This is a genomic window from Aquimarina macrocephali JAMB N27 (genome assembly GCF_000520995.1).
Lineage (GTDB): Bacteria > Bacteroidota > Bacteroidia > Flavobacteriales > Flavobacteriaceae > Aquimarina > Aquimarina macrocephali.
On record NZ_JACA01000045.1, the window covers coordinates 74658 to 99838 of the forward strand.

The following is a 25181-nucleotide window of genomic DNA, read 5'->3' on the forward strand; positions in this document are numbered from 1 at the left end:
ATAAATAAACAACCATAACAATGGAAGACCTCATACAATTAGATAAAGATCTTTTTTTATATCTCAATAATCTGGGCTCATCTGCATGGGATGGATTTTGGTTATTTATGACAGAGAAGTTATACCAAATTCCTTTGTATTTAGTATTACTGATTTTTTTCTATAAATATTTTGGAATTAGAGGTACCATCATCACTTTGATAGTAGTAGCGTTATTAATTACAGCTACTGATCAGTTATCTAACCTGTTTAAGAATGTGTTGTTTATGCGACCAAGGCCATGTAGAGCAGATGGAGTATCTGAGTTTACACGTTTTATTGCAGAACGCTGTGGGCGCCACGGGTATTTTTCAGGTCATGCAGCAAGTTCTATGGCATTAGCCTTTTTTACTGGATTAGCCCTGAGAAAACACCTAAAATATATTTTCCCATTTATGGTGGTATGGTCAATTGTTGTTAGTTATAGTAGAATTTATATAGGAGTGCATTATCCCGGTGATATCGTTACTGGTATGGCAATAGGTATTTTATTAGGAGTAGGTGCTTTTAAACTACATACATTTCTGGTAAAGAAATATGGAGAAGTTGTATAATAAGTAATGTAGAATTATATTAATCTAAAACTTCTTCTTTTTCTTCTTTTTACCAAAAAGACGCTTAAGGAAATTATCTCTTTTTTCGGGTCTACAATTCAAGTCTTTTAAAACTTCCTTGGAGCTTTCTTCGAATTTACTTTTTGTAATTGGGTCAAATGTACTATCCAGATTCATCTTTTGGTATAATTTGGCAAAAATTGGTAATGCCGTATTGGCTCCTTGCCCTAAAGCGGTAGTTTTAAAACCAATATTATAATTATCATTTCCTACCCAGGTGATCGTTACTAAATTCGGAGTGATCCCTACAAACCAACCATCCTTATTGTCTTGGGTGGTTCCTGTTTTTCCTGCAATATCGTTTTTGAGGTTATAGGTGGCTCTAAGCCTGGTTGCAGTACCTTGCTCTACAGTAGATTTCATCATTTCTAAAAGTACCTGCCTGGTGTAATCACTATAAGCAGGAGCCTTAGCTATTTCAGGCTCGAAAGAAGCAATTAAACGACCGTTTTTATCCTCAATTCTCGAAATATAAAATGGCTTAACACTTTTACCTTCATTTACATAACTTGCATAAGCACCTGCTAATTCTTTTAATTTAATACCATCTGTACCCAATGCCATTGCAGGCTCTTCAGAAAGTACAGCCGTGACTCCTAGTTTTTTTACCTGATCTACAACTTTTGGGATACCAACCTCATTAAGCACCTTTACGGCAATAGTATTAACAGAGTTGCTTAGTGCTTTTTCTAGCGTAAAATTAAGATAAGGATCATTTTGTTCTGATGCATTTTTAGGCGTCCAGTTATCCAAATTTGTATAGGTAATCTCTTTTGTCGAAAAATAAGAACAAGGCTTCATGCCATTTTCTATAGCAGTAGTATAAACAAAAGGTTTAAAAGTAGATCCAACCTGCCTTTCGCTTTGCGAAACATGGTCATATTTAAAATAACGATAATCAATACCTCCCAGATATGCTTGTACCGCACCCGTTGTTGGTTCGATAGCAATCATTCCTGTATTAAGAAACTTCAGGTAATGTTGTATACTATCCAGAGAAGATATTTTTTTAGTAATGTTACCATTCCATTCGAACAGTTCTATGTCTTTCTTTGCAGAAAGAGAATCTTCAATTTGTGCTTCTGTCAGTCCTTGTTCTTTGTAAATAGTATAAATTTTGTGGTTTTTGACAGCATTATTAACAAGGTCTTTATTGTTTTTCCAGGGGGCAGCACTGCCAAAAGATTTTTCATAATCGTTTTGTAAAACTTGCATATGTTCTTTCATGGCTTCTTCTGCCAAAACCTGCATTTTATAATCTAGCGTAGTATGTATAATCAAACCATCATTATAGATGTCATAAACAGTGCTATCTGGCTTTTTATGCTTTTCTAAGATGTTGATCAATTCTTTTTTTACTTCTTCTCTGAAATAAGGTGCCAATCCAAGATCGTGATTAAAATATTGATAATCCATGATGATAGGCTGACTCATTGTTTGATTTGATCGATGAGCACTTAGGTACTCATATTTAGCCATTTGTTGAAGTACAACATCCCTTCTTAACTGACTTCTTTCTGGAAAAAGTCTTGGGTTATAACTATGATTGGCTTTTAATGTTCCTATAAGTGTGGCTGCTTCTGATAGTGTTAATTGATGAGTGGATTTATTAAAGAATTTCTGGGCGGCACTTTCTATTCCGTAGGTATTGTCTGGAAACGGAACAGTATTGAAGTATAGTGTAAGAATCTCTTTTTTTGAATAAATATCTTCTATTCTTTTGGCAACAAAAGATTCTTTCAATTTATTGATTACTGTACTAAACAATTTGTGTTTTTTTCTTCCGAAGAGGTTTTTTGCCAATTGTAAAGTTATGGTACTTCCTCCTCCCGAAGATTTATCTCTAAGCAAAATGGTTTTAAAAAACACGCGTAATAAGCTTGTGTTATCTACACCATCATGTTCATAGAAGCGTACATCCTCTGTAGCTACTAGTGCATCAATAAGGTGCTGAGGTAAATCTTCGTAAGATATAGGTTGTCTGTCATAGATGTAATATTTACCAATCATATGACCATCTTTATCGAGTACTTGAGTGGCCTCGGCCTGTTTTAAAGAGCTTAACTCTTCTTTGTCAGGTAATTTACCCCAAAAGCCAAAATAGATACTAGCATAAAAGCAAATGCTGAAGAAAATGAACCCACCAATGGTATATAATAACCATTTCACCCATTTTTTTTTAAATGTCGTCTTTATCATAATCATAATACCGACATACATAACGTCGAAAATGCCATATTATTAGGAGATATGGGTTTCTTGTTTTTTTCTGAAACCTCTAATAAATCATACAATCATTATTGTCATAAACAATGAAAAAAGTAGCGAAGTAAAAATAAAGAGTTTTTGTATTGCAATTAAAACATTAATATCTACTAAAATATATAAGAGTAAAACATAAAGTAATCCCAGTTAGAAAAACCTACCAAATCGCCTGCAAATATATCGAGAATGACTCTATACTCTCATAGGGTTCCAAAGTGAAAGCATATAAAAAGATTAAAATTCTCAGAGAAATATATAGTACCCCATTTTTCTTAAAATCAAGTTTTATATAATACCTAGTGTCTTTTTTCCTTTTGGATTTGAGCTTTGATATAAAAAGTGACCCGTTGTAAATATAAATTTCCTAAAGAGTTTTGAAAATACATTACGGTCATAGAAAAAAATCAAATTTTTAACAAGTAAAAATTTGAAAAAAATAATTGATTTTTAAAGTTGATTTCTTAAAAGTTTCATTTTTTTTATTTAGACTTGTAGTAACAAATTACTCAGTGAAATAATATACGCTCAATTTAAAATTACTTGGAGTAACTTAATAAAAACTACTCCAAGATTTATAGTCGAGATAATAACATTTAGCAAAAAAAATGTTATTTGAAATATATAAAGTATAGAATTAATTCTTAAAACCTTGAGTCCTATGAAAAGAGTAATTGTTGACTACAAAAAGCTTAATAAAAATATTTTAAACCTACTTGTAGAAAAGTTTCCCGATGGCTATGCCGATAAAGATATTGTTCATTTTAGAAATCAGCATAATGAAGCAATAGAAGCTGTAGAGGTAAGAACAGAAGAGACTATCTATTTGGTTAAAATTAGCAAACGTCTTGCAGATACTATGCAAAGTTTTGAAGAGGAAGAAGAAACTGTAAGCACTACAAGTGATATTCCTGAAGAAGTGCGTGAAGATCAAGTAGCAGATATTGATGATAAATAATCATCATCTTTTTTCGAAATATGCATTTTCTTTGCTTTTGATATTTTTTTTATATGAATTTGGGGATTCTCCAGTTTTGTTTTTAAAAAGCCTGCTAAAATATGAAGGGCTTTCAAATCCCAATATAAAAGAAATTTCTTTCGAACTGATTTGGCTATAGAGTAATAATCGTTTTGCTTCAATAATGATACGATCAATAATAATTTTTTTGCTTGAAGATCCATTGACAAACATTGTGATCTCGGTTAATTTTCTGTTTGATAAACCGAGTTCATGAGCATAAAAATCACATTCGTGATAACTAGAAAAATTAAGTTCTAGCAATTCTAAAAACTTATAATACATCTTTTTTTCATAAGATTGATTTAAATTTTGCTCATCACTATTGATTTCATTACATTTTCGTTGCAATTTTACCAATAAAGTAAGTAATAGAAAAACGATTGTATTTCTTCTCCCATATGAATATAAAGGAGATAGGTATTCATAATGAAGCTGGTTTAAAATTGCTTCAAATTGTGATACATCTTCCTTACCTAAAATAATTGTATTTACCTTAGATATGTTATGAATTATGGATAAAAAAGAGATATTATCGATTGTTTTTTGAAAAGGAATAAGCTCACTATCAAAACGAATTAGAAAACCCTGCATGTTTTTTCCTTTAATGAAATCATGTACCTGCCCTCGCTCTATTAAATAAAAAGTATTCGGAGTTTTTAGGTTTATAATTTCATCGTCTATATTCTGAAGTGCTTCACCGGATTTAAAATAAATAATCTCATGATATGTATGACGATGGGGGTCCCTTTTTTTTCTATCTCTATTTTTTTCATGAAGTAAGGGACGCATAAAAAAGGGCAAATCTTTTTTATCCGAAAATTTATCTAATCGAATCAAATCTTTATCTTTCATACATCAAAAATAATCCATTATACATATAAATAGTAGCAGAATAACAAAAAGTGAAATAATTATAGCACTTTTATGAATCAACTTTGTTTTTAAATAAACGAGATTGCAACTAATAAATTATACTATGTTAACTTCATCACAAATAAAAGAAGAAGCAAATCGATTACATGATTCAGAAAAAAATAAAAAACAGGTTGTAGCCACAACAAATTATTTTCCAGAGATGGATATTAATGATGCCTATCAAATTCAGAAAGAGTGGGTTAATATCAAAAAGCAAGAAGGTAGAAAAGTAGTTGGATATAAAATTGGTCTTACTTCTAAGGTTATGCAGGTCGCTATGAATATTAATGAACCTGATTATGGAACACTACTAGACGATATGGTTTATGAAAATGGTTGTGAGATAAAAACTTCCGATTTTTTGGATCCAAGGATAGAGGTAGAATTAGCTTTTGTGTTGAAAAAACCACTTTTCGGAGATACTCTTACAATAGAAGATGTATTGGATGCAACAGATTATGTAGTGCCTGTACTAGAACTTATTGCAGCGCGTACTTTCCGGGTTGATCCCAATACAAATTATAGTAGAACTGTTAAAGACACGATTTCTGATAATGCAGCTAATGCAGGGATCATTTTGGGTAATACCAGAATTAATCCTCGAGATATAGATTTAAGATGGGTAGGTGCATTATTATACAAAAATGGAACTATCGAAGAGTCTGGTGTTGCAGCAGCTGTGCTTGATCACCCTGCCAAAGGTGTTATATGGTTAGCAAAAAAATATGCAAAACACAATATAACGTTAAACGCAGGACAAATCATTTTGGCAGGTTCTTTTACACGCCCGGTTATTGTAAAGGCCGGAGATACTATTACTGTTGATTATAATTCACTGGGGAAAATAACTTGTAATTTTATGTAATAACATGAATATTTCTAAAAACTCATTCAAAGAAGCAGTACATAATCGTGAAACCATTTATGGTATATGGAATGGTATTGTAGATACCATTACAGCAGAGATTTTGGCAGGTTCTGGATTTGATTGGATTGTAATTGATGGAGAACATGCTCCATTTGATTTACGAACTATTCAGACGCAATTGCAAGTAATGGCAGCATATGATGTGCAGGTTATTGTTCGCCCACCTGTTGGGGATTCTGTACTTATAAAACAGCTTATGGATATCGGTGTGCAAAGCTTGTTAGTTCCGATGGTCGAAAGTGCATCACAGGCAGAAGAACTTGTAAAGGCAATGCGTTATCCCCCAGAAGGCTTTAGAGGCATAGGTACAGCATTGGCAAGAGCATCAAAATGGAATAGAACTAATGATTACTTCCTGGATGCTAATAATGAAATGTGTTTGATCTGTCAGGTGGAATCTGTTGAAGGAATTAATCATTTAGAAGAAATCTTAGCAGTAAATGGGGTAGATGGTGTATTTATAGGACCAGCAGATTTAGCAGGATCAATGGGGTATTTAGGGCAACCCAATCATCCAAAAGTAAAAGAAGTAATAGTAAAAGCCATCCATCGTATTAAGGCGAAAGGAAAAACAGCAGGCTTCCTGTCTACATCAAAAGAAATTGTTAACTATTACAGTGAGCAAGGTGCTAATATGATTGGAGTCGGGATTGATACTCTTCTACTTTCAAAAACAGCAAAAGAATTAGCAGAACACTATAAACCAGAACAAAAAGATAATACGTCAAATACACGTTACTGATTTGTGAAAAGCAAAAAGATTATAGTAGTGAGAATTTGATTCGGCAATAAATATAAATGTATGAAACACGTAAGGTTTGCGTATAATGGAGGAATCCATCAAGGGATTTATGAAAATGATGTTATTCTAAAAGGTACACAAGAATTTAATCCTGATGATGTTATGTTTCTTCCACCCCTTGACCCGCAAGGAGTCGGTAAAGCAATTGGTGTAGCATTAGCGTATGCAGATCATGCTAAGGAATTAAAGTTAGAGATTCCAGAATATCCCATATTGTTTCACAAAATGCCCCACACGATGATTGGGCATAAATCCAATATTATTGTTCCGTCGGGAATAGATTATATGCACTACGAATGTGAACTTGTAGCTGTAATAGGTCGTTCGTGCAGAAAAGTTAAAGCAGCTGATGCATTAGATTATGTAGGATATTATATGGTAGGCAATGAAATTACAGTTCGTGATTTTGTGGTTAATTATTACAGACCACCACTTAAGGCAAAAGGATTTGATACCTGGGGTCCTTGTGGTCCGTGGATGGTAGATGCCAAAGATATAGACCCTAACAATGTTTCCCTTAAAACCTGGGTGAATGGAGAACTAAGACAAGAAGGTAATACCAAAAATATTAGACATAACATTGCAGAATTGATAGAGTATATGTCAGATTTTATGACACTTAATCCCGGCGATATGATTTGGTCAGGAACTCCAGAAGGAGTATCACACATTTATCCGGGAGATACAGTAGTATGTGAAGTATCGGGTATTGGAAAATTAGAAAATTACTTAATAGCAGAATAATGTTAGACGAGAATTTAGAATTATTACATCGGTTTTTACCTCAATTGAAAGAAAGAGGTATCAAGAATCTTATCAATGGAAAAACTGTTGAAGCGATTTCAGGAAAAACATTTGAGAATACAACACCTGTAGATGGAAGTTTTATAACTAATGTAGCAGAAAGTGATAAAGAAGATATTGATAATGCAGCTCGGGCTGCAATGAATGCTTTTACAGGGTGGAAAGCGATGTCTCATAAAAATAGGCGAGATATTTTATATGCCATAGCAGAAAAAATAGAAGAACATGCAGATGAAATTGCAGTACTAGAAAGCTATGATACAGGGCAACCTATCCGTTTTATGAAAAAAGCCGCGATTAGAGGTGCTGCAAACTTTAAGTATTTTGCAGATAAAGCCATTGATGCACAAAATGGGTTATCTACACCAGATACCTATCACGCAAATTATACCATGCGTCAACCCATCGGGCCAGTAGGTATCATTACCCCCTGGAATACTCCATTTATGCTAAGTACATGGAAGATAGCACCAGCTCTGGCAGCAGGTTGTACTGTCGTTCATAAACCTGCCGAATTTAGTCCCATAACAGCAGCAAGGCTCGCAGAACTAGCACATGAAGCAGGATTGCCAAAAGGAGTATGGAATGTGATACATGGTTTTGGAGAAACAGCAGGAAAATCATTGACAGAACATGAACACATAAAGGCAATTGCATTTATTGGAGAAACGACAACAGGTAGTCACATTATGAAACAAGGAGCACCAACGTTAAAAAGAGTGCATTTAGAATTAGGAGGACAAAACCCTATTATTGTTTTTAATGATGCTGATGTAGAGAGAGCTCTAGATGCTGCAATTTTTATGAAATACAGCCTTAATGGAGAGCGGTGTACATCAAGTAGTCGATTATTATTACAAAAAGATATCTATTCGGATTTTGTTGAAAAATTAAAAAAGAGAGTCGGTAATATAAAAGTGGGGCATCCATTAGATCCGGTAACAGAAATTGGCCCTATGATTCATCCTTCGCATCAGGAGAAAGTATTGAGCTATGGTGAAATAGGAAAAGGTGAAGGAGCGATTCTGGCAGTAGGTGGTGGTAAACCGGATGGATTAGAAAAAGGATGTTACGTAAACCCAACATTATTTATAGATGCATCAAAAGATATGCGTATTGCTCAGGAAGAAGTTTTTGGACCATTTCTAACCGTAATTCCATTTGAAACTGAAGATGAAGCCATCGAAATAGCTAATGCCGTAAAATATGGATTAACAGCTTATATCTGGACGAAAGATGTAGGTCGTGCACATCGCATAGCACATGAAGTAGAAGCAGGAATGGTATGGATAAATTCGCAAAATGTAAGACACTTACCCACACCTTTTGGAGGAGTTAAATATAGTGGTATAGGCAGAGATGGAGGAGAGTATAGTTTTGACTTTTATATGGAAACCAAAAATATTTCTGTAGCACTAGGAGATCATGAAATCCCAAAATTGGGGATTGAATAAAATTAACATTATGGGAAGAATAGTATTAGCAGCCAAAATAACACATGTTCCAACAATGTTGCTATCCGAGAGACCAGGGAAATTATATGGCTGTAGACAACAAGCTATTGATGGTCATAAAGAAATAGCTCGTCGAGGTCGTGCTAATAAAGCAGATACTATAATTGTTTTAGATACACATTGGCTCGTAAATGCAGGATACCATATCAATGCCGGTAGTTATTTTAAAGGCACATATACAAGTCATGAATTCCCTCAATTTATTCAAAATATGGATTATGAATATTGCGGAAATTCTGATTTAGGAAATGCTATAGCTAGAAAAGCCATGGAAAAAGGAGTGCATACAGAATCTCATAATATTGAATCTCTTACACTTGAGTATGGCACTCTGGTTCCTATGCACTATATGAATCCTGAAAGAGATTTGAAAGTAGTATCTATTGCAGCTATGTGTACGGTTCATAGTCATGAATCTTCTCGCAAGTTAGGAGAAGCTATTGCCGAAGCAGTTAAAGAAAGTGATAATAATGTAATGTTATTGGCATCAGGTTCTCTTTCTCATAAAATGTGGGCAAATGAAGATTATGAAGCAAATAATGGGACTTTTACAATATCAAGCGAGTTTAACCGACAGATGGATCTTCATGTACTTGACTTGTGGAAAAAAGGAGAACATAAAACATTCTTGAAGCTTTTACCAGAATATGCCGAGAGATGCTCTGGTGAAGGAAATATGCATGATACAGCGATGCTATATGGAGCAATCGGTTGGGATAAATATCAAAATAGATGTGAACAAATAGGAGAATATTTTCCGAGTTCGGGTACAGGACAGGTAAATGTGGTTTTTCCTGTTTCATGAAGTGTATTAATAGTAATACAAATAACCTAATATACTAAGGTAATGCCGCACATAACATTAGAATGTTCAGATAATATAGAAGCAGATTTTAAAGCTATTTTTCAAACTTTAACTAATGAATTTGTAGCTACTGGACATATTCCTCAATTGGGAGTAAAATGTAGAGTTGTACAATCTAGTGATTATTTCATAATTGATGGAAATCCTGATTATAAAATGATAAATCTATTGATTCGTTTACGCGAAGGTCGTTCTCTCGAAGTTCGAAAAGAATTGTCTGAGATAGGTATGAAAGTGTTACAAAAATATTTTGAGAGTGAAATCAATGCGAAAGAGATTATCCTTTCTACAGAGATAAAAGAATTGATAAAGGGACTAGACTTAACCAAAAATGCTGTTAGATAAATGAAATCAATAGAAGAACTTTCGTTACATCCAAAGACTACATCTTTTTTTAGTGATCTGTCTAAGAAAAATTTTATAAATAATGATTGGGTTTTAGCAAATGGTGATGAGGTTGGCCAGGTGATTAATCCTGCTAATGAAGAGGTGATAGCTACCATTCCTATTTCTTCACCAGAAGATGTAAACAAAGCAGTGAGTGCAGCTAAAAAAGCCTTTTATACCCATGAATGGCGAAAAATGCTCCCTGCAGACCGAGAGCGATTACTCTATAAATTAAGTGATTTAATTGAAGAAAATGCAGATCATATCGCAGAAGTAATCACTTTAGAAAATGGAAAACCCTTTGCCGAAGCCAGAAAATCTGAAGTATTAGGGGCAGCCAAAACGTTTAGATACTATGCTGGATGGTGTAGTAAAATTGAAGGAGAAACCTTTAATATTTCTATTCCGCAACCTCATAATAAACAAAATTTTGCTTTTACACGTAGAGAACCTATAGGAGTAGTAGCAGCAGTTATACCCTGGAATACCCCGTTCTCTATTGCAGCCTGGAAACTGGCACCTGCTCTGGCAGCAGGTTGTACAGTAGTATTAAAACCATCGGGAGAAACACCTCTAAATTCTTTGGTGTTAGCAGAACTTATAACAGAAGCCGGTTTTCCGGCAGGTGTAGTTAATATTATATTAGGTAATGGTAGCACTACGGGAAATGCTTTAGTATCACATCCAGATATTGATAAAGTAACTTTTACAGGATCTACGACTACCGGAAAATCTATAGGAAAAGCAGCTATCGATTCTATTACAGGAATATCATTAGAACTGGGAGGTAAATCTCCTGCAATTGTTTTTGAAGATGCAGATTTGGATTGGGCGTCCCAATGTGTATCGCAAGGTATTTTTAGAAATATGGGACAAATTTGTGTTTCAGGTTCCAGAGTGTATATTCAGGAAAAGGTTTATGATAAAGTCATGACTGATATTATGCACAGCGCTCAAAAAATGAAAATTGGACATGGGTTTGAGGATAATGTGACTTTAGGACCTTTGGTGTGTAAATCACATTTAGATACAGTTATCGATTATATAAAATTAGGTAACGAAGAGGGAGCTACCTTGATTTCGGGTGGAAAAAAAATAAAAGATAAAGGGTATTTTTTAGAGCCTGCTATTTTCTCAGCTACAGATAATAACCTTAGAGTACTACAGGAAGAGATTTTTGGTCCTGTACTAGTTGGTGTACCTTTTAAAACTGTTGACGAGGCTATTAAATTAGCTAATCAGACTAATTACGGACTTTCTTCTACTGTTTTCACTAAGGATATTTCTAAATCTATGCGAATGGTAGACGAGTTAGAAGCCGGCTGGGTATGGGTAAACTCTAATGCTCGATCAGATCCTCATTTCCCTTTAGGTGGATTTAAACAATCGGGGATAGGAAAAGAATTAGGAAAAGAGGGATTATATGCTTTTACAAAAACAAAAGCAGTAAATATAGTATACTAAACTATGACAAAATTAACGGGGGGACAGGTCGTTGTACGATCATTGATAAAACAAGGGGTTAAAATAGTCTTTGGTTTACCGGGAGTACAAAACGATTGGCTGTACAATGCATTTTATGATTACCAGGATGAAATAACGGTAATACATACACGCCATGAGCAAGGAGTAGGATACATGGCATTAGGGTATCACCTGGTATCTGGTAAAACGGCAGTCTATAATGTAGTTCCTGGACCAGGATTCCTTAATAGTTCGGCAGCTCTGTTAACGGCCTATGGGTTGAATGCAAAAGTACTGGCATTAGTTGGTCAAACTCCTTTAAAAACTCAAGGAAAAGGTTGGGGTGTATTACATGAGTCTAATGACCAATTGGGGATAATGAAACGCCTTACCAAATATTCGGATAAGGTGAATGATATTAAAGAAATACCACATAAAATACAGAAATCCTTTCAGGAAATGGAAACTGGAAGACCACAGCCAGTGGGATTAGAAATTTCTATGGACTTGTTAATGAGTTCTGATGAAATGGAATTTCCCGCTTTCGCGAAAGCAAAACAAAAAGAAGAAATAGATACATCTATAATTAGCAACATAGCAGAAGCTTTGATCCATGCAAAAAAACCATTAATTTTTGTAGGAAGTGGAGCTATGGATGCCAGTGAAGAAATTACAGCACTGGCTAATTATATGCAAATTCCGGTATTTGCATATCGAACAGGAAAAGGTGTCGTCTCTTCTAGAAATTATCTGAGCCATCCAGTACCGACTGCGTATGAATTATGGAAAGAAGCAGATGTGGTTGTGGGGATAGGAAGTCATGTACGTATGCCTATATTAAAATGGGGGACTGATGAGCATCTGTCATTTATTAGTATTAATATAGATACTAATGATCATGATAAAATTACAACACCAGATATTGCCTTAACAGCTAATGCGGGACAAGCATCAAAAGCAATCTTAGAGGTACTTAAAAACAAAATCCTTCAAAGAGCTAGTAGAGAAAAAGAAATGCAGGCATTAAAAGCTAGTTGGAAAGAAAAAACAGCGTATTTAGAACCTCAAGCTACATATTTGAGAATTATTAGAGAAGAATTACCAGACGATGGGATCTTTGTAGATGAGCTAACACAGGTTGGTTTTGCCAGCAGAATGCTATGGGAAGCCTATGCTCCCAGAACCTATTTATCTACAGGATATATGGGCACTTTAGGATGGGGGTTTCCTACTGCACTTGGAGCAAAAATAGCAAAACCAGAATTACCTGTAGTTACAGTTTGCGGTGACGGTGGGTTTATGTTTGCTGTACAAGAATTAGCTACAGCTGTACATCACAAGATAGGCGTAATCATTTGCTTGTTTAATAATAATGCTTTTGGTAATGTGCAGAATATGCAGATCAATAACTATGGAAATAAGGTGATAGCTAGTGATTTGACGAACCCAGACTTTATCTCAATGGCAAAATCATATGGTGCTAATGCAGAAAAAGTAACAGATTTTGATAGTTTTAGACAAGCAATACAAAAGGCAAAAGAACAAGAATTACCAACACTAATAGAAATAGGAGTAGGTATTGATATGCCTTCTACAGATCAATTTAAATCAATGCCTAAACTGAGAGGTGTAAAATAATCTATAAAGATGTATACAGATGAAAATAGCTATAATATCAGATATTCATGAAAATTTCCATAATCTTATTCTTGCATTAGAGGAAATTGAAAGACAGAATTGTAAGCATATACTTTGCTTGGGAGATTTAATGAATGCTGGTATAGCAAAAGTATTGTCGTGTTCTACGATTCCTGTATTTACGATTTGGGGAAATAATGATGGCGAAAAAGTAGAAATTACTAAAGTAGCCCATTATCAGAATAGCAATCTTAGTGTAAGCCTGAATACGTATGACTTTTTAGAAATAGACAATCGCAAAATTTTTATTTCTCATTATGACGATCTTGCTATTCCCATGGCTGCTTCCCAATTGTATGATGCAGTTTTTTTTGGGCATACACATGTATCCTCTCTTCAAAAAGAAAATGAAACATGGATTGTAAACCCAGGAGAGATTTCTGCTCATAAAACAGGAATAGCCTCTTTGGCTATTTATGATACAGATACTAATGACGTAAAAATCTTAGAGCTTGAGAATAGTAAAACATTAAAAACAGAATTAGTAACTGATTTCTTTAAGAAAAATAAAGAAGTATTGCAGCTTCGCTCTGAAAAAGCTTTCAATATGTGAAGTAAAACAAAAAGTACTATAATAATGACACTTTAATTCATTCTGTTTCAAAAACTAATTTTTACTTTTCTAGAGTCCATACCAAAATAATCAAATGATATACAAGAAACATATATTAGACACTAATCCATATAAAGTAGGTGCGACAAAAGCTGAACATGAAAACAAAAGTGAACGCCAAAAAATATACAAGCTTTCTTCGAATGAGAACTTTTTAGGGCCTTCGCCAAAAGCGTTAGAAGCTATACAAGAATCGTTAAATGAACTGTCTGAATATCACCATAGAGATGATTCTTTGTTGAAAAAGGCGTTAGCCGATCATTATGACAATGGTGTTAAAGCAGATCAGTACATAACTGCAAATAGTGGTGTAGAAATTATTGATATCATATGTAGAGGATTTTTGGATGCCGATAGTGAAGTAATCGTTTCTTCTCCAACATTTAAAGCTTATGGTAATTTTGCGAGTATAGAAAATGCTACAGTAATTGATATTCCTTTAAAAATACCGGATTTTAGCTTAGATGTAGAAGGAATTATTGATGCGGTTAATGAGAACACACGATTGATATTTTTGACTACTCCCAATAATCCTACGGGAACTATAATTCCTAAAAAAGATGTGGATTATTTATTAGATAATATCCCAGATACTGTTATTGTAATTTATGATGAAGTATATTTTCATTTTGTAGAAGACCCAGATTTTTGTAATGCTGCATATTATATCAAAAAAAATAAAAATGTAATTGCTATTCACAGTTTTTCAAAAGCATATGGATTAGCAGGGATGCGTATTGGTTATGCATTTTCAACCCCTAAAATTGCTTCGTATCTACAGAAAATAAGCAGACCTTTTATGATTAATGTGTTAAGCACTGCCGCTGCAGTTGCAGCTTTAACAGATGATGAACATATAGAAAACACTCAAAAATTAATTAGCGAACAAAAGAAGTGGATGTATACACAATTTGAGAAGATGGGGATTACATACTGGAAAAGTGAAGCTAATTTTATTTTATTTAGATCCCCAATAGACGAAGAAAAAATAACAAATTCTTTTCTGGAAGCAGGTATTATGGTAAGACCATGTAGAAAGTTTGGAGTTAAAGACCATATTAGAGTAACAGTGGCAACACCGATTATAAATACTATGTTTTTCGAAGTATTAAAAGCATTGCTATAAAATTAAACAAACTCTACTATGGATTACTCATCATATATTGTTTTACCCAAAAAAGGAGAATTATATTCGATACTGTATACAGTTGCTTCAAAAGCTAAAATTGTATGTTTTGCAGGATTACCTGGAGTTGGGAAAAGCTTATATGTACAGCAATTTGCCTATATGGCATTACAGAAGAATAGAAAGATCTCTATATTGCAATGGGATGATGCTCGCCAAGGTTTTGAAACAGAAGAGGTGTTGAAAATTTATCCTGAAATCAATGGAGTTACTCATGCAGGTATCCGGAAATCTTGTGGATTATGGTCTAGAAAAGCGGTTTATGATTGGTATCAATTACATAAAAATGATAATGAAATATTAATCCTTGAAGCTCCTTTGGTAGGGAATAGGTTAATAGAATTAGGGAAAAAGATAGAAGATGAACTAGAGCCTATATTATCAAGTGATAATACTCAATTTATACTACCTGTGCCTTCTGATGAACTTAGAAAATTAATAATAAGTAAGCGAGTAAGGACCACAGAGAATCCTAATCATGAAATGGAGAAAGCAGATGCTCAGCCTCATGTACTTATGGCATTATATCGCGAAATATGTGAGGTGGGTAAAAAGTTGGGAATGAAGAAACAATTAAACGAAGACCTTGAATATGATAAATCTTTTTATGAATCACTTTATAGAAGAGTACTTCAGGCAAGGCACGTAAAAACATTATTTGTAGATGAAGCTTTCGAGGTTAATTCGGTATATGATGTTCGTCAAAAATTTTCTAAACTAGCACCTTCAATAGCAGAAGTCTCTTATTTTACATCACAGGTGCAAGAAAAATATCCGACAGATAAACAATTAGAAGTAGAAGTAAATAGTTGGTACGTAGCAAGATAAAATTGAATTGAAAAACTCTTATCTTCTTTAAGTGATGATGGAAATTTGTTTAGATTCTTATAATGGGTTAACAAAACGAAAAACTGATCATAAAGCTCTATTTGGTATTAAATGTAATGATTATGTAGTTGTTCTGGCCAAATACAAACATATATAGATTTAATTATTATGTTTCCAGTATTTATATAGATTGTGTTCTTTTATTTTAAAAACCCTATTTTGCATCATGGGGATGAAGGGGGAAATCATTCCAAATACTTAAAAAAAGATGTAAATGAGGAAAACAGAATATTATCTGCTCCTATTTCTTATTGGAACACAATTAAAGGGGCAAACATTGGATAATGAAAACAAAAATTCATTTTTTATTTCGCCAGAAGTAATATTTGGAAAAACGACAGAACCTAATACTGGTTTTCCTAAAACTAAAATGCTTAAATCTATTTTTGTTAGTATAGGAAGTTACAACAAAAAGGTAGATGCACAATGGAGCTCTAGACTGGGATATCCAAAAACCGGACTTGCATTAGGAATTACCGATTTCGGAAATATTGAAAAAGTAGGTAAAGCCTATATTGTAATGCCTTTTGTTGAAATTGGATTGTTTCAAAAAAAAACAAATAGGTGGCATCTTAATATGGGGTTTGGCGCATCCTATATTGATGCAAAGTATGACCCAGAAACAAACCCTTTTAATAAGGCGGTAACAACAAGTCTTAATTGGTCATACAAAACTTTTTTGTATTATGATGTTTTAATAAGTAAATCAACGCAATGGCGTTTAGGACTTGGATATGGCCATTATTCTAACGGACACACAAGATTACCTAACCAGGGACTTAACTCTTTTTTGGTAAGTGCTTCTTCATCTTTTGGAGAACCTCAAACTATTCTTGAGGAAGATGTAACAGCGTTAAGAAAAGAACGAGTCAAATCCTCACAGAACTATTTTTCATTTCGCAGTGGCATAGGTCAAAATGTACTCTCTGAAGAATTTAACGATAAAAAAGAAGTGTATTCTGTTGCATTATCCATGGGTAAAGTTGTTAACAAGATTTTTAAGATTGGAGTTGGTTTTTATGGTAGGTTCTATGAACACTATTATGATTATATCAAAAATGATGAAATGCTAATACAGGAGCAAGTTCCTTTTTTTAAAGAAAAACCTGTTGCATACGCAAGTAATTATGGTTTTTTTTCTAGTACAGAAGTTTTTATAGGACATATTGGTGTAGAATTTGAACTTGGACTTAATATATATAAACCATTTTATAAAATTGAATGGCAGCTGAGTCAGGGAGAAACACGTGGGGATCAATATGTTTTGGGAGAGTTGGATTGGTATTATGAAATAAAACGAACGATTTCTAGTAGGTTAGGAGTGAAATACTATTTGTTTAATACACATACCTCACCCAAAAACAATATTTTTTTTGGAGCAAATATTAATGCAAATTTAGGCCAGGCTGATTTTTCTGAACTTAGTTTAGGATATGTATACCGTTTTGATTTGAAAGAAAGAAAAAAAGAGTATTCAAACTAGTACATTTTTTTGCTACTTATTTAAACCTAACAAATACCTAGCAGCAGCAAAGGGTGTCATTTTGTGTTGTTGCACGGCTTCAATTTTTGAATCTAAAGCAGCTTTAACTTTGGGATTGTTATAAAAAGAGTTTTTTAATTGTTCTTCAATAGTTTGTAGTAGCCAGAACTTATTTTGTTGGATTCTGTTTTTTTCAAAAAATCCATTTTCAGAAGTAATTTTCAGGTATTTTAGGATCATTTTCCAAATATCATCAATACCAGTACCTTCTATAGCACTACAGGTTAGTACTTCTGGAGACCAGCTGTTTTGTGTAAGAGGGTATAAGTGAAGTGCTTTTCTAAATTGATTTTTAGCTTTACGGGCACGTATCAGGTTATCACCATCGGCCTTATTAATTACAAGAGCATCTGCCATCTCTATAATACCACGTTTGATACCTTGTAATTCGTCTCCTGCACCTGCCAATTTTAGTAATAAAAAGAAATCTACCATACTATGCACAGCAGTTTCACTTTGTCCTACACCTACAGTTTCAATAATGATAACATCATACCCTGCAGCTTCACAAAGAATAATAGACTCTCGTGTTTTTTGAGCTACTCCTCCCAGTGAGTTTCCAGATGGAGAAGGACGTATGAAAGCCATAGAGGATCTTACCAAAGATTCCATTCTGGTTTTATCACCTAGTATACTGCCATGTGAAATTGTACTACTAGGGTCTACTGCTAAAACTGCAACTTTTTTCCCTTTTTGTAATAACAAATTACCCAAAGCTTCAATAAAGGTGCTTTTACCTACTCCAGGGACTCCTGTTATACCAATTCTTATAGAATTATTGGCATAAGGAAGACACATCTCGATAAGATCTTGTGCTTTTTCAATATGGTTTTGCTGGGTGCTTTCAATTAATGTAATTCCTTTACTTAAAGCAGCGGTGTCTTGAGCAATGATTGCCTTAAAAATAGGGTCAATTACAACTTCTTTTTGCTGTAATTTTTTAAATCGATCAATTGCTTGACTACTCGTGCTAGAAGGGGCTTTAGTATGTTTGGTAGAATCTTTAGACACAGAATGACTTTATGGCAAAGTTATAAATTCCTTTTGGAAACTTATAATTAATAAATAGACCTTCTGTAATTTTAAGTTTATACTGTATTATGAATCTTATATTGGTACAAACTTATCAAAACAGAATGCATTTATATTTTAATAGGAACCGCAATCGCAGTTCTATCCCATGCAAGATATAATATGGTAAAATCATTTGCATTTTCAAAATAAATAGAAAACTGTTCTACTACATTTAATAAGGGTTGCACAGGCACTTCTACAGTGAGCACGTCGTATGAAACATCTCGTTTTGCAGTACCATCCATATGTACTCCCCAATCATATTCTTTACTATTAAAAATTACTTTCCAAGATTTGGGATTTGGTATGGTCCATAGTGTATAGGTTCCTGCTTTAAGTACAGTGCCATCAACGAGAAGATCTTTATCTGTTGTAAATGTAGTGGCTTCATTGGCTCCTGTTCTCCATACTTCATTATATGGAACCAGATTACCAAAAATTTCTCTATCCTTTTTGTATGGTCTGTTGTAAAAAACAGTGAAAGTAGCATCTTTTGCTGTATGAGTAACGATTTCTTCAGGACTATGTTTTTTGGTACTTTGCTTCATGAAATACATTCCTGCAAATCCAATCAATACTAATCCTAATAAAATAAGTATTGCTCGTTTTAAAAGTTTTGGCATAACGTTTTTTTTAATCCTAAATATACCTCTTTTACAACTTATGTCTATGTTTAAATATTCATAAAAAATAGAAAGTTATAGTAGTTAATTAGATAGAAGAGTACTATTTATACCATTTATACTACAAATACGAATGGGATACAGAAATCATGAGTATATATTATTTTTATTAATTGTTTGATATACAGTATATTGTTGGGGGGATATGATTTTTATGCATAATTTTGCAACATAGAATATATGTTTTCGTCTATATAGATGAGTACGATTTAAAACAGTTTTAAATAATAATCACTAACCATATAAAGTTAAGAAAGTTTGTTACAAAGCGAGCTAATAGAACAATGTAGGATTAACGATCGTAGAGCGCAGATGAAACTCTATAATAAATACTGTGATGGTATGTATTATGTAGCGTTGCGTTTTCTTAAAGATCCATTTGAGGCGGAGGAAGCTATGCAGGAATCTTTCATCAAAGCTTTTACGCGACTTCATCAATTTACAGGAGATGTTACTTTTGGTGCTTGGCTTAAACGAATTGTTATAAATAAGAGCATAGATATGCTAAAAGCTAAGAAAATGAATATGGTTGCGATTAATGAACAGGTTATGACTAGTGTAGAAGAACAGAACGATTGGTCAGTGTCAGATTCTGTTACTGTAGATGAGGTGAAAAAAGCAATCGAAAAATTACCAGAAAAATATAAATATGCCGTCATGCTATTTTTGATAGAAGGGTATGATCATAATGAAATTAGTGAAGTACTGGATATTACACCGGTTTCTTCAAGAACATTAGTACATAGGGGGAAAAAGCAGCTACAGGAAGAATTAAAACATTTGAGACATGGCACAGGATATTAGAGAACTATTAAAGCAGGATAAACAGATTCCTGTTGAGCAAATAAGAAAAGGGCATCAACAAAGGTTTATGTCTAGGATGGAGAATGAACTGCCTAAAAAGATCAGAAGGTTTGATTATAAATGGCTTAATATTGCTGCTAGTATTGTTGTTATCTTTTCGGTTTCTTTACTTACGTATAATCAACTTGGGAGTAGTGGTGCCGAAGGACCTGATATAGTAGATTTAAATACTGCTCCTGTTAAAAATTCCTCTGTAATATTAGCAAAACAATCTTCCCCTTTGGCAGAAATATCTCCCGAGTATCAAGAAGTAGAAAATAGTATACTTACCAGTATAAAATTTCAATTATCACAGATTACAATCGATGATACTAATAGAGAATTGGTAGAAAGTTTTATGTCCAGATTGGATAATCTTGATAAAGAATACCAAAAACTTAATAAAGAATTAATAGAGGTTGGACCCAATGTTCAAAGTGTAGAGGCTATGATGGAGAATTTGACAATAAGATTATCTCTTTTAAATAGACTAAAAGACAAACTAAAAGAATTAGAGCGAATTGAAAACGAAAATTACAATGAAGTACAGGCTTAATGTAGCGACTCTTGGTTTATTGTGCTGTGCAGGCTTATTTGCACAAGATAGACAAGATAAATTAAATGAAAAGCTCGCAGTAAATAAAGATGTTACTGTCGTTCTTAATACGAGTCATACTAATATTGTTTTTGAAACCTGGAATAAAAACACAATCGAGGTAGAAGCTTACTTAGAGGGTAATCTTTCTGATGAAAACAGTAAGCACATCCTTGATAGTTGGCAGGTGGATGTATTAGGAGATAGCCAGAAAGTAACTATTAATTCTACTGCTGGAAATTTATGGAGTAGAAAGGTCACTGCTTCCAGTATTACAATGGATAGAAAGAACTTACAGGAATTAAGGATGTTAAGCCCTATGATTACTGATATGTTAGGGCCTCTTATGGAAAACATAGCTAAAAACCCTATGCCAAGTACTCTTTCTCAAAATCAAGCTAACGTTAATTTTAAGAACGGAACAGCCAATAAAGAAAATGATGAAAAATATATTAAGCAATGGGAGAGCCAAATACGTGAAAAATTTATTGATGAACAAAAACAAAAATGGGCTAAACAATTTGAAGCTGACCCTAAAAACAAGATAAAATTAGAAACCTGGGGAGCACAATATGAAAAACAAATGGATGCATGGGCATCTCAATTAATACAAGATATTGGTAAACAGCAAACCGGAACGGCTAATGTTACAGTCTACAGGTATAGCACTAGTAGAATTAATACTAATAGCACAAGTAAAATTATTAAGGTACGTATTCCTAAAGATGCCAAATTAAGACTTAATATTCGTCATGGAGATGTGCAATTAGCAGAAAAAGCTAATAATATTAAAGCTTCTCTATCTCATACTAAGCTCTCTGCTAATGTTATAGATGGTAAACAAACGTTTATTAAAGCTTCTTATTCTCCTGTTTTTGTTCGACAATGGAACGATGGTAGATTAATGATTAATTATGTAAAGAATTGTAGAATACAAAATGCTAAAAACCTTCTTGTTAATGCTGATTCTAGTAATGTTTTTATTCAACAGCTTGACGAAAATGGAGCAATCTCAGGAAGTTTTGGAGTAATTACTATAGCTAATCTCGGAGAATCTTTTTCTACTCTGGATCTGGCAGTTCAAAACAGTGATTTTAAATTAAATTTACCCGAAACAGCATTTAACTTATCGTACAGTGGAGCTCAAAGTATAATTTCTTTGCCTAAAACTTTGGAAATAAATACAAGAAAGAATTTTGGTAATGTGTTTGTTAATGGATTCCAAAATACACGTAGTACAGACAAAATGATTACAATTAATGCTAAGTATAGCAAAGTTGTATTAAATAATAAATAAAGTTTTTTCATAGTAATGTAGTGTTAATTATAGAAAAGCTCTATCGGTTTAGACTGGTAGGGCTTTTTTAGTTGTATAACCCTAGATTTTAATTCAAACACATTCAGGTCTTTGCTCTAAAATAGAAATGAATTTTAAAATAGTACTACTAAGTAATTGGTTAGATTTTTAAGTTCATATTAGATCAACTTTAACTTAACATACCATATTTTCTTTCTATTTGATTAGGGGAAAAGCGTAAGTATATTACAGAATAAGTCTTTTAATCTGTTGATTTTTGCTCTTTATCTGATTTTTTAACAATACTCGAAAAATAAAATATTGATAATCAATTAGTTAACGTTAATTAAAGCTTAATTTAACATTTTTTGTGTCATTTATCGAATATCGAAAACATTTGATCTAAAAGTCTGGTTTTTAATTTGTTTAACTATAATTAAGTAATATCATTGTATGGTAAAACCGTAATAAAATAATAACAACCCCCACTGTAAAGTTTATAAAGATGAAATCAATAGCGTGTTTTTTTAGCTTATTTTTATTCTTGAGTAGTTATGCAAATGACTTGGACCAAATTCTAGAAGTAGAAATGGAAGGCCTTGTTGTGGTAGTTGTAGATTTTCAGGAAGGGGATAAGATTAAATTATTCGAAGTAGAAAGTGGAGATCATGTTTTATCAAAAACTCATGGAGAGATTGACCTTAGTCAATTACCTATGGGGGCTTACCTATTAGAAAATAGTGAAGGAGAGTCTGTTGTTATAGAACGTTTAGAAGAAGCTATTAATATTACAGGAGCAATAGAGAATGTAGAGACAGATTTTGTTTTAGAAAATGATAGCAAAAGAGCATATGTACCTGCAGAGATTGATGTAGAGCAAGAATTTATTCACTACTATGAAAATGCAGAGACAAATCTTTTAGAAATAACTAGAGATGGAGATTTTGTAACTGTGGTTGGTTTTGAAGAAGGAGATAAAATCAAATTATTTGAAGTAAAAAATACAGTACATATTTTATCAAAAACAACAAATTTTGTAGACCTTAGTCAATTACCAGTTGGGGTTTATGTTTTGGAGAACAACAAAGGAGAATCTGTTGTTGTTGAAAAATTTATAGATAATGACGATCTTGTAGCAGATATGTAATAAAATTTTTTAATATTATATAAAAGCCTTCCAAACTTGGAAGGCTTTTTTTATGCAGTTTATTTAATGGATGTAAAATTTTGGAATTGCTATGGAGAGATTTAAGAAGTTCTTATAGTGTTTTGTTAAATTGATGATCATATACCTTTGATGTCAATAGATAACGTACTTAAATTTGATTATAGCCTCTTTGAATTATGAATAAGATTCTTTTATCAAACCTTTTATTATCTATAGAGTGAATAAAAACAGTACAAAAAAATATCCTGATGGATCAACATCAGGATATTTTTTTGTTAAGTAATGCTTTTGTTTATTTGTCCAGATTCTTCGTCATAGTAAAGCCAGTAAATAAACCAACTCCGGCCATTAAGAAGATTGTACCTGGATACGCAATATCTTCATCTACACCTATAGATAAATGTAGGATACCAGCTATGAAAATTCCGATTCCAATACCCATTAGTAATAAAGATAAATTTAGAATAAGTACTTTCCATACAGGAGTGACTCTTTTTTCTTTACTGCTATAAAATATAGAAGCATCTGCTCCTTTTTCTATAAGGGCCATACGTTCTTTGTTTCTAGCCGAAATAAATAAATAAATAATTCCAAAAAATACTCCTAAGATTGCGGGCATTATAATTACTTCTGATCCCATCATGTTTTTAGTTTAAAAGATTAATACTGTTCGTTTTCTAATTAAGACGAAGAGTAATTCGAAGTGGTTACAAAAAAGGTAAAAAAAATATTTTGTACTTTTTAATAGAAATTATGTAACCGATGATTATGAAGTGTCGTCCTATGAGAAAATGAACCATCAATCAGATCAATATTATATTAATCAAGTGCTAGAAGGGCAGGTAAATGCTTTTTCGGTTCTGGTAGCGCGTTACCAGGGTTTAGTGTATACAGTAGTGTATCGTATGATTAAGAATAAGGAACAGGCAGAAGAAGTTGCTCAGGATTCTTTTATAAAAGCATATAAATCCTTAAGTAACTATAGGGGTGATGCTAAGTTTTCTACCTGGTTATACACTATTGCGTATAGAAAAAGTTTAGATGCAATAAAAGCAAGTAAAAGAATGATAACTTCTGAGCTTATAGAAGAGATAAGCGAAGGAGAAATGGAGCTGGTTGGCGATGCATTGAACTATTTGCAGGTAAAAGAAAGAAAAAAAATTATATCAGATAGTATAATGAGACTTCCTGAAGACGAAGCCGCGATTATTACACTATACTATTTTGAGGAAAAAAGTGTAAAAGAAATTGTAGAAATTGTAAATTTAACAGCAGATAATGTGAAAATAAAATTATATCGTAGTAGAAAAAAACTATATTCGATATTAAAGCATCACATTTCTCCAGAAATTAGTAGTAAAAATGGAAGAGCAATATAAAGACATTAAACATTTAGTCAAAGAAGCTGGATTAGAGACTCCTTCAGTAGATTTTTTAAAGAATGTTATGGAGCAGGTTGAGCTTTCAACTGTTGAGATGTCGTCGGCATACAAACCTTTAATTTCTAAGAAAGTTTGGTTTGTTATTGCAGTAGTTACTGCTGTATTGCTATGTGCCACACCGTTTTTATCAGATAGTAAAGAATCGATTTTAAGTTCTATTGATTTTTCTTTTTTTAATAAGATAAGTATCAAAAATCCATTTTCCGACTTTACATTTCATAAAACTACGATATACGGTATTTTATTTCTTGCCCTTCTGTTTCTTATACAAATAACTATTTTAAAACGAAGGATTGATAGACGATTTTCTTTATAATTGTTTAGTAAGTTTTGACTCTCGAAAAATAAAATTTAAAAGACACAAAAAAACTACCTAAACAATGAATTAAAGTAGGGGATACTCTATATACATTTTTTAGGTAGTCTATAAAACCAACTAAGTTTATTGGGTTATTTTTTTACAATTGTGTGTATCTCTGAAATTCCTTTTGATGTTATTTTTACAAAATAATTTCCTTTTTCGGTTATTGCTCCTC

Annotated in this window: 25 protein-coding genes; 20 read left to right on the forward strand and 5 right to left on the reverse strand. The window is 33.0% G+C overall.

Going from position 1 to position 25181, the window contains the following annotated elements; genetic code table 11:
• The first annotated feature begins 20 nt into the window (after positions 1 to 20).
• The gene (locus tag Z054_RS0121865) at positions 21 to 593 is read left to right on the forward strand and encodes a phosphatase PAP2 family protein (RefSeq protein ID WP_024772166.1); all 573 of its coding nucleotides are present in this window, start codon (positions 21 to 23) and stop codon (positions 591 to 593) included.
• 24 nt (positions 594 to 617) lie between these two features.
• Here the strand turns inward: Z054_RS0121865 and Z054_RS0121870 are convergent, their stop codons facing one another.
• Positions 618 to 2822 carry a transglycosylase domain-containing protein gene (locus tag Z054_RS0121870; protein ID WP_241461443.1) on the reverse strand — a complete coding sequence of 735 codons (2205 nt, stop codon included), beginning with the start codon at positions 2820 to 2822 and terminating at the stop codon, positions 618 to 620.
• Positions 2823 to 3576: 754 nt separating this feature from the next.
• Here Z054_RS0121870 and Z054_RS0121875 point away from each other — a divergent pair.
• Positions 3577 to 3873 carry a hypothetical protein gene (locus Z054_RS0121875; protein ID WP_024772168.1) on the forward strand — a complete coding sequence of 99 codons (297 nt, stop codon included), beginning with the start codon at positions 3577 to 3579 and terminating at the stop codon, positions 3871 to 3873.
• A gap of 3 nt (positions 3874 to 3876) precedes the next feature.
• On the opposite strand, the gene Z054_RS0121880 is transcribed toward Z054_RS0121875, so the two are convergent.
• A complete protein-coding gene (locus tag Z054_RS0121880; protein WP_024772169.1) occupies positions 3877 to 4788 on the reverse strand; it encodes an AraC family transcriptional regulator in 912 nt (303 codons plus the stop codon).
• 124 nt (positions 4789 to 4912) lie between these two features.
• On the opposite strand from Z054_RS0121880, the gene hpaH reads away from it, so the two are divergent.
• The 12 genes from hpaH to Z054_RS0121950 all read left to right on the forward strand — a co-directional run bounded on the left by hpaH (position 4913) and on the right by Z054_RS0121950 (position 17483).
• On the forward strand, positions 4913 to 5716 hold the full coding sequence (hpaH, locus tag Z054_RS0121885) for a 2-oxo-hept-4-ene-1,7-dioate hydratase (protein WP_024772170.1): 804 nt from the start codon (positions 4913 to 4915) through the stop codon (positions 5714 to 5716).
• Positions 5717 to 5720: 4 nt separating this feature from the next.
• A complete protein-coding gene (locus tag Z054_RS0121890; RefSeq protein ID WP_024772171.1) occupies positions 5721 to 6521 on the forward strand; it encodes an aldolase/citrate lyase family protein in 801 nt (266 codons plus the stop codon).
• A gap of 60 nt (positions 6522 to 6581) precedes the next feature.
• Complete coding sequence (locus tag Z054_RS0121895; protein WP_024772172.1) at positions 6582 to 7325, forward strand: fumarylacetoacetate hydrolase family protein; 744 nt, start codon at positions 6582 to 6584, stop codon at positions 7323 to 7325.
• A complete protein-coding gene (gene hpaE, locus Z054_RS0121900) occupies positions 7325 to 8839 on the forward strand; it encodes a 5-carboxymethyl-2-hydroxymuconate semialdehyde dehydrogenase (protein ID WP_024772173.1) in 1515 nt (504 codons plus the stop codon). The genes Z054_RS0121895 and hpaE overlap by 1 nt, the downstream gene beginning before the upstream one ends.
• A 10-nt stretch (positions 8840 to 8849) precedes the next feature.
• Positions 8850 to 9704: a 3,4-dihydroxyphenylacetate 2,3-dioxygenase gene (gene hpaD, locus Z054_RS0121905; RefSeq protein WP_024772174.1), complete on the forward strand. Its 855-nt coding sequence runs from the start codon at positions 8850 to 8852 to the stop codon at positions 9702 to 9704.
• A gap of 42 nt (positions 9705 to 9746) precedes the next feature.
• On the forward strand, positions 9747 to 10109 hold the full coding sequence (locus Z054_RS0121910) for a 5-carboxymethyl-2-hydroxymuconate Delta-isomerase (protein ID WP_024772175.1): 363 nt from the start codon (positions 9747 to 9749) through the stop codon (positions 10107 to 10109).
• Positions 10110 to 11615, forward strand: a complete 1506-nt coding sequence (locus Z054_RS0121915) for an aldehyde dehydrogenase family protein (RefSeq protein ID WP_024772176.1) — start codon at positions 10110 to 10112, stop codon at positions 11613 to 11615.
• A gap of 3 nt (positions 11616 to 11618) precedes the next feature.
• Entirely contained in the window at positions 11619 to 13253 is a 1635-nt protein-coding gene (locus Z054_RS0121920; protein WP_024772177.1) for a thiamine pyrophosphate-dependent enzyme, read from the forward strand.
• A gap of 19 nt (positions 13254 to 13272) precedes the next feature.
• Entirely contained in the window at positions 13273 to 13866 is a 594-nt protein-coding gene (locus tag Z054_RS0121925) for a metallophosphoesterase (RefSeq protein WP_084050530.1), read from the forward strand.
• Positions 13867 to 13960: 94 nt separating this feature from the next.
• On the forward strand, positions 13961 to 15052 hold the full coding sequence (gene hisC, locus Z054_RS0121930; RefSeq protein ID WP_024772179.1) for a histidinol-phosphate transaminase: 1092 nt from the start codon (positions 13961 to 13963) through the stop codon (positions 15050 to 15052).
• 18 nt (positions 15053 to 15070) lie between these two features.
• Entirely contained in the window at positions 15071 to 15940 is an 870-nt protein-coding gene (locus Z054_RS0121935) for a hypothetical protein (RefSeq protein WP_024772180.1), read from the forward strand.
• A gap of 274 nt (positions 15941 to 16214) precedes the next feature.
• On the forward strand, positions 16215 to 17483 hold the full coding sequence (locus tag Z054_RS0121950; protein ID WP_084050532.1) for an acyloxyacyl hydrolase: 1269 nt from the start codon (positions 16215 to 16217) through the stop codon (positions 17481 to 17483).
• 12 nt (positions 17484 to 17495) lie between these two features.
• On the opposite strand, the gene meaB is transcribed toward Z054_RS0121950, so the two are convergent.
• Positions 17496 to 18554 carry a methylmalonyl Co-A mutase-associated GTPase MeaB gene (gene meaB, locus Z054_RS0121955; RefSeq protein ID WP_024772182.1) on the reverse strand — a complete coding sequence of 353 codons (1059 nt, stop codon included), beginning with the start codon at positions 18552 to 18554 and terminating at the stop codon, positions 17496 to 17498.
• Positions 18555 to 18685: 131 nt separating this feature from the next.
• Positions 18686 to 19240, reverse strand: coding sequence for a DUF2911 domain-containing protein (locus Z054_RS0121960; RefSeq protein WP_024772183.1), 555 nt, complete (start codon positions 19238 to 19240; stop codon positions 18686 to 18688).
• A 372-nt stretch (positions 19241 to 19612) separates the two neighbouring features.
• Between Z054_RS0121960 and Z054_RS0121965 the strand changes: the two genes are divergently transcribed.
• The 4 genes from Z054_RS0121965 to Z054_RS0121980 all read left to right on the forward strand — a co-directional run bounded on the left by Z054_RS0121965 (position 19613) and on the right by Z054_RS0121980 (position 23182).
• Entirely contained in the window at positions 19613 to 20104 is a 492-nt protein-coding gene (locus Z054_RS0121965; protein ID WP_051473846.1) for an RNA polymerase sigma factor, read from the forward strand.
• Entirely contained in the window at positions 20088 to 20699 is a 612-nt protein-coding gene (locus Z054_RS0121970) for a hypothetical protein (RefSeq protein ID WP_024772185.1), read from the forward strand. The genes Z054_RS0121965 and Z054_RS0121970 overlap by 17 nt, the downstream gene beginning before the upstream one ends.
• Positions 20683 to 22035, forward strand: coding sequence for a hypothetical protein (locus Z054_RS0121975; RefSeq protein WP_024772186.1), 1353 nt, complete (start codon positions 20683 to 20685; stop codon positions 22033 to 22035). The genes Z054_RS0121970 and Z054_RS0121975 overlap by 17 nt, the downstream gene beginning before the upstream one ends.
• Positions 22036 to 22540: 505 nt before the next feature.
• Positions 22541 to 23182 (forward strand): hypothetical protein, encoded by a 642-nt coding sequence (locus Z054_RS0121980; RefSeq protein WP_152538643.1) that lies wholly within the window; start codon positions 22541 to 22543, stop codon positions 23180 to 23182.
• 313 nt (positions 23183 to 23495) lie between these two features.
• Here Z054_RS0121980 and Z054_RS0121985 read toward each other — a convergent pair whose 3' ends face one another.
• A complete protein-coding gene (locus Z054_RS0121985) occupies positions 23496 to 23843 on the reverse strand; it encodes a DUF6249 domain-containing protein (RefSeq protein WP_024772188.1) in 348 nt (115 codons plus the stop codon).
• A gap of 151 nt (positions 23844 to 23994) precedes the next feature.
• On the opposite strand from Z054_RS0121985, the gene Z054_RS0121990 reads away from it, so the two are divergent.
• Together Z054_RS0121990 and Z054_RS0121995 are read left to right on the forward strand one after the other, a co-directional pair.
• Complete coding sequence (locus Z054_RS0121990; protein ID WP_024772189.1) at positions 23995 to 24582, forward strand: RNA polymerase sigma factor; 588 nt, start codon at positions 23995 to 23997, stop codon at positions 24580 to 24582.
• Positions 24566 to 24961: a hypothetical protein gene (locus Z054_RS0121995; protein WP_024772190.1), complete on the forward strand. Its 396-nt coding sequence runs from the start codon at positions 24566 to 24568 to the stop codon at positions 24959 to 24961. Before Z054_RS0121990 ends, Z054_RS0121995 begins: the two co-directional genes overlap by 17 nt.
• Positions 24962 to 25181 lie beyond the last annotated feature (220 nt).